Source organism: Microcystis sp. M53602_WE12 (genome assembly GCF_030065455.1).
Lineage (GTDB): Bacteria > Cyanobacteriota > Cyanobacteriia > Cyanobacteriales > Microcystaceae > Microcystis > Microcystis aeruginosa.
The window spans coordinates 1-4050 of sequence record NZ_JASJFB010000796.1; the positions used below are offsets into that span (position 1 = coordinate 1).

General features: G+C 44.6%; 5 protein-coding genes. 3 read left to right on the forward strand and 2 right to left on the reverse strand.

The window, feature by feature from the left end; translation table 11 throughout:
- A partial coding sequence (locus PX482_RS24335; protein ID WP_288123146.1) for a helix-turn-helix domain-containing protein occupies positions 1 to 67 on the reverse strand: 67 nt, incomplete at its 3' end.
- Between the two features lie 50 nt (positions 68 to 117).
- On the opposite strand from PX482_RS24335, the gene tnpA reads away from it, so the two are divergent.
- From tnpA to PX482_RS24350, 3 genes are read left to right on the forward strand one after another with little or no spacing between them, the layout of a single operon-like run.
- Entirely contained in the window at positions 118 to 519 is a 402-nt protein-coding gene (gene tnpA, locus PX482_RS24340) for an IS200/IS605 family transposase (protein WP_043999173.1), read from the forward strand.
- 21 nt (positions 520 to 540) lie between these two features.
- Positions 541 to 843: a BrnT family toxin gene (locus PX482_RS24345; RefSeq protein ID WP_071825063.1), complete on the forward strand. Its 303-nt coding sequence runs from the start codon at positions 541 to 543 to the stop codon at positions 841 to 843.
- Complete coding sequence (locus PX482_RS24350) at positions 764 to 961, forward strand: hypothetical protein (RefSeq protein ID WP_002760489.1); 198 nt, start codon at positions 764 to 766, stop codon at positions 959 to 961. The genes PX482_RS24345 and PX482_RS24350 overlap by 80 nt, the downstream gene beginning before the upstream one ends.
- Positions 962 to 1039: 78 nt before the next feature.
- On the opposite strand, the gene gyrB is transcribed toward PX482_RS24350, so the two are convergent.
- A complete protein-coding gene (gene gyrB, locus PX482_RS24355) occupies positions 1040 to 3706 on the reverse strand; it encodes a DNA topoisomerase (ATP-hydrolyzing) subunit B (RefSeq protein ID WP_288123144.1) in 2667 nt (888 codons plus the stop codon).
- Positions 3707 to 4050 lie beyond the last annotated feature (344 nt).

A 4050-nucleotide genomic window follows, 5' to 3' on the forward strand; every position in this document is an offset into this window, starting at 1 on the left:
ACAACTGAGACAAAAGCCTCTTTTGTTGGTCTGTTGGGTAAATACGGTATTGATACCTCGCTTTCATTGGGTTAAGATGTGTGTGTCTGTACTCTATTCTAACTAGGTCTGTTAATAATGTCAAGTCAGTTGCGAAGAGAAAGAAACTCTGTTTCCGATTTAAAGATACACTTGGTCTGTGTGACAAAATACAGAAGAAAGGTTTTTACTGGTAAAAGTCTGACTTTGGTTGAAAAATCTTTTAGGGAAGTTGCGGAAAAGATGAATTTTCAGATATTGGAATTTAACGGGGAGTCCGATCATGTCCACGCATTGATTGAATATCCACCGAAATTATCTATTTCCGTGATGGTCAATTCTTTAAAGGGAGTCTCTAGTCGCAGGCATGGACAAGCTGGTTATCCTAAACCGTACGGGAAAGACGCTCTTTGGTCGCCCAGTTATTTCGTCTCTTCTGTAGGAGGTGCGCCACTGGAAGTTCTTAAGTCTTATATCAAAGATCAGGAAAAGCCGTCGTAAAACGACGGGGTTTTAACCCAAATTTTCGATAAGCGTCAGGCTAATATAGAAAAACACGGCATAGATTTCGCCGACCTGGAAGCGATTTTTAGCGGGCCGATAATCGAGCGCGTGGATAACCGTCAGAATTACGGCGAAATTCGAGTGATTCTAGTGGCTACAATCGATAATATCGTTTTGGTGGTGGTTTATACATGGCGTGGCTCGGTTCGTCGAATAATTAGTGCTAGGAGGGCTAACAACCGTGAACGAAGAACATATTACCAGAGTCACCCGCGAACAGTGGGCGAAGTTGAAAGACAAAACAGACTGGAAGAAAGTTAAAGGGATGAGCGAGGCGGAAATTGCCAAAAACGCCCTAGAAGACCCCGATAATCCACCGCTGCCGGCTGATTTTTTCGATGAAGTCGTGGAATGCACCCCAGTTTCCTTGAATCCCTAACCCTCCGATTAGTAACTGGATTTGGGGATTTTATCGGGGGCTGTATTAGCCTAGACTAACACAGCCCAAAGTTAGCGTTTAAATGTCCAAATCCGTAAGATTTAAACGTGATCCGTGGGTTTCGATAAATTCTCGCCGGGGGGCAACTCGATCGCCCATAAGAATGGTAAATAATTCCTCAGCTTTGGCTGCGTCTTCGATTTCCACCCGTTTTAAAGTGCGAGTTTCGGGATTCATGGTAGTATCCCAAAGTTGTTGGGGCATCATTTCCCCTAACCCTTTAAAACGTTGGATTGTGTAGTTAGCATTGGAGGGAAATTCCGCTATCTTTTGCTGTAATTCTCGATCGCTATAGCAGTAGGAATGATTTTTACCGCGTTCCAATTTATAGAGAGGAGGACAGGCGATATATACATAACCTTGGTCAATTAAATTCTTCTGATAACGATAGAAGAAAGTTAACAACAAAGTTCGGATGTGTGCGCCATCCACATCAGCGTCAGTCATTAAAACAATGCGATGATAGCGCAATTGTGAGGGGTCGAAATCTTCTCCTTTAATCCCTAAACCGAGGGCTGTAATTAAGGATTGAATTTCCGTATTTTTGTAGATTTTGGCATCATCGGTTTTTTCGATATTGAGGATTTTTCCCCGCAGAGGTAGAATCGCTTGAAAACGACGATCGCGCCCCTGTTTGGCACTGTTATGGACGAAAACGCCGGAAGCAAGGGCAAAGTTATGGGTATGAGGAACCTCGATATCATAGACATCGAATCTTGTTTCTAATCGCTTGATCGCCACAACTCGATGATTGTAATTAGCCACCGCTTCTAAGGCTTTATTTTTATCACCATCAAAGTAGCGATCGCAGAAAGAATCAAATCGCAATATTGATTTATCCCGCGTCTGAAGCCGATATTTTTGATAAGCTTCCAAATCAATATAACCTCGATCGATCTCAATTTGTTTTAAGGTCGCTAGGGTTTTTTGATAGTAAGTTTTCTTGATTGTGTTAATTCCCTGCCAACGATTATACCAATCAGCGATCGCATGAGTGAACAACCAAGAATCGGAAGCGGGATTCCAGACCATTTCATAACCGTTAATGGTGATTCCGGGGTCACGAAGATCGGACAATTTCCGATACAAAGGCATTAAAGCATCTTCTGGAGTTAAAGCCGCAGCAGGTTTATAGCTACCATCTCTTAACAGGAAAAGATGGTCAGGAGTACAAATAATCGCTTCACCATGATCGAGAGTAATTTTAATTACTTCTGCGTCTTTTTTGGTGATGCGGGCATTAATAATTCGTTCAACCCCGATCGTGCCATTGTCACGAATGGTATAACAAAAATGTTCCTTTCCTTGGGCTTGTTCGGTCACTAGCTGTTTAAAACTGAGGTTGCGTCCATCGACAAGGGCGATTTCTGTATCACCATGAAAACAACCGCCAGCGCTGTCACCTTCGACGATGTAAATTTCTGACCTTTCTGGGTCTCTTTCGCTACAATCAGCCAATTTACCCGGTAAAGGTGAGGATTCCAAGACCGATTTCCGTCGTACTAAGTCCCGGGCCCGACGGGCTGCTTCCGCCGCCTTGTACGCTTGTACTGCTTTTTCGATAATCGTGTCGGCCACTTGGGGATTTTGTTCTAAGTATTCGTTGAGAGTTTCCCCCACCAGCGAATCAACAATACCCCGGACTTCAGTGTTACCCAATTTAGTCTTGGTTTGTCCCTCGAATTCCGGTTCGGGGACTTTTACGGAAATAACGGCGGTTAACCCCTCGCGGACGTTTTCCCCCGCTAGATTAGGCTCGTTTTCTTTAATTTTATTGCGTTTACGAGCAACATTATTTAAAGTACGAGTCAGAACTGCCTTTAATCCTTCTAGATGGGTTCCCCCGTCAATGGTGCGGATATTATTAGCAAAACCGAGAATATTGTCGCTATAGGCATCTATACACCACTGAAACGCCACTTCGATATTAATTCCGTTCTTTTCCCCCGATACATAGATAATATCTTTGTGCAGGGTTTCTTTTTCCCGACACATATAGGCGACGTATTCTTTAATACCCCCCTCATAACAATAGGTTTCGATGTGGGGTTCTTCGGGACGGTAATCGCTAAAGGTGATTTTAACACCCGCATTTAAGTAGGCTAGTTCTCGTAAACGTCCGGAGAGGGTACTGTAATCAAATTCGATGCCTTGGCTAAAAATTTCGGTGTCTGGCAGGAAATTAACCCTAGTTCCCGTTTTTTCCTCTTGACTAGGACTACTGACCAATTCTGTGACGGGGATACCTCTTTCGTAGCGTTGGGTATGTACTTTATGATCGCGCCAGACGGTGACATCGACCCATGCAGAAAGGGCATTAACGACGGAAATCCCGACTCCGTGTAACCCTCCCGACACTTTATAACCACCACTGCCAAATTTACCGCCGGCATGAAGTATAGTGAGAACGGTTTCTAGGGCAGATTTACCCGTGGTGGGGTGGACATCGGTGGGAATACCCCGGCCATCGTCAGTGACGCTGACGGAACCATCGGCCTTGATATCCACTTCGATATGAGTACAGTAACCCGCTAAGGCCTCATCGATCGAGTTGTCCACCACTTCATAGACTAAATGATGTAGTCCCCGCGGCCCGGTCGTACCGATATACATCCCCGGCCGCTTCCTGACTGGTTCTAACCCTTCGAGAACTTGTATCTGTTCCGCGCCGTAGTTACTTGTCATAAAATTTCCCTGAAAAGGCTGTGATCCCTGATTGAACCTAAATGAATAGCAAAATCTTCAAAAATTTTAGCACATAAGGGTTAAAGACTGCTTAAATGCCTTTAGGGAGAATTTTTTATTGGGGTGTGGGGTTGGGGTGTGGGGTGTGGGGTGTGGGGAGATGGGGAGACCACTTCGTGCGCGTTGCGGGGGGAGAATAAATAAAAGCCATCTCCTAAGTAGGTAGGCGTTAAAAATTATCAGACACCACCCTTATCAAGGGGGGACTAAGGGTAGGGTTGATTCATGAATCATCCCTACTATGAATCAACCCTAGGACTAAGGGGGGATCGAACCTAAAATCT

Excerpts from the sequence above, each read along its gene's own strand:
- gyrB (WP_288123144.1), bottom strand. The coding sequence starts at position 3,706 with ATGACAAGTAACTACGGCGCGGAACAGATACAAGTTCTCGAAGGGTTA.
- tnpA (WP_043999173.1), top strand. The coding sequence starts at position 118 with ATGTCAAGTCAGTTGCGAAGAGAAAGAAACTCTGTTTCCGATTTAAAG.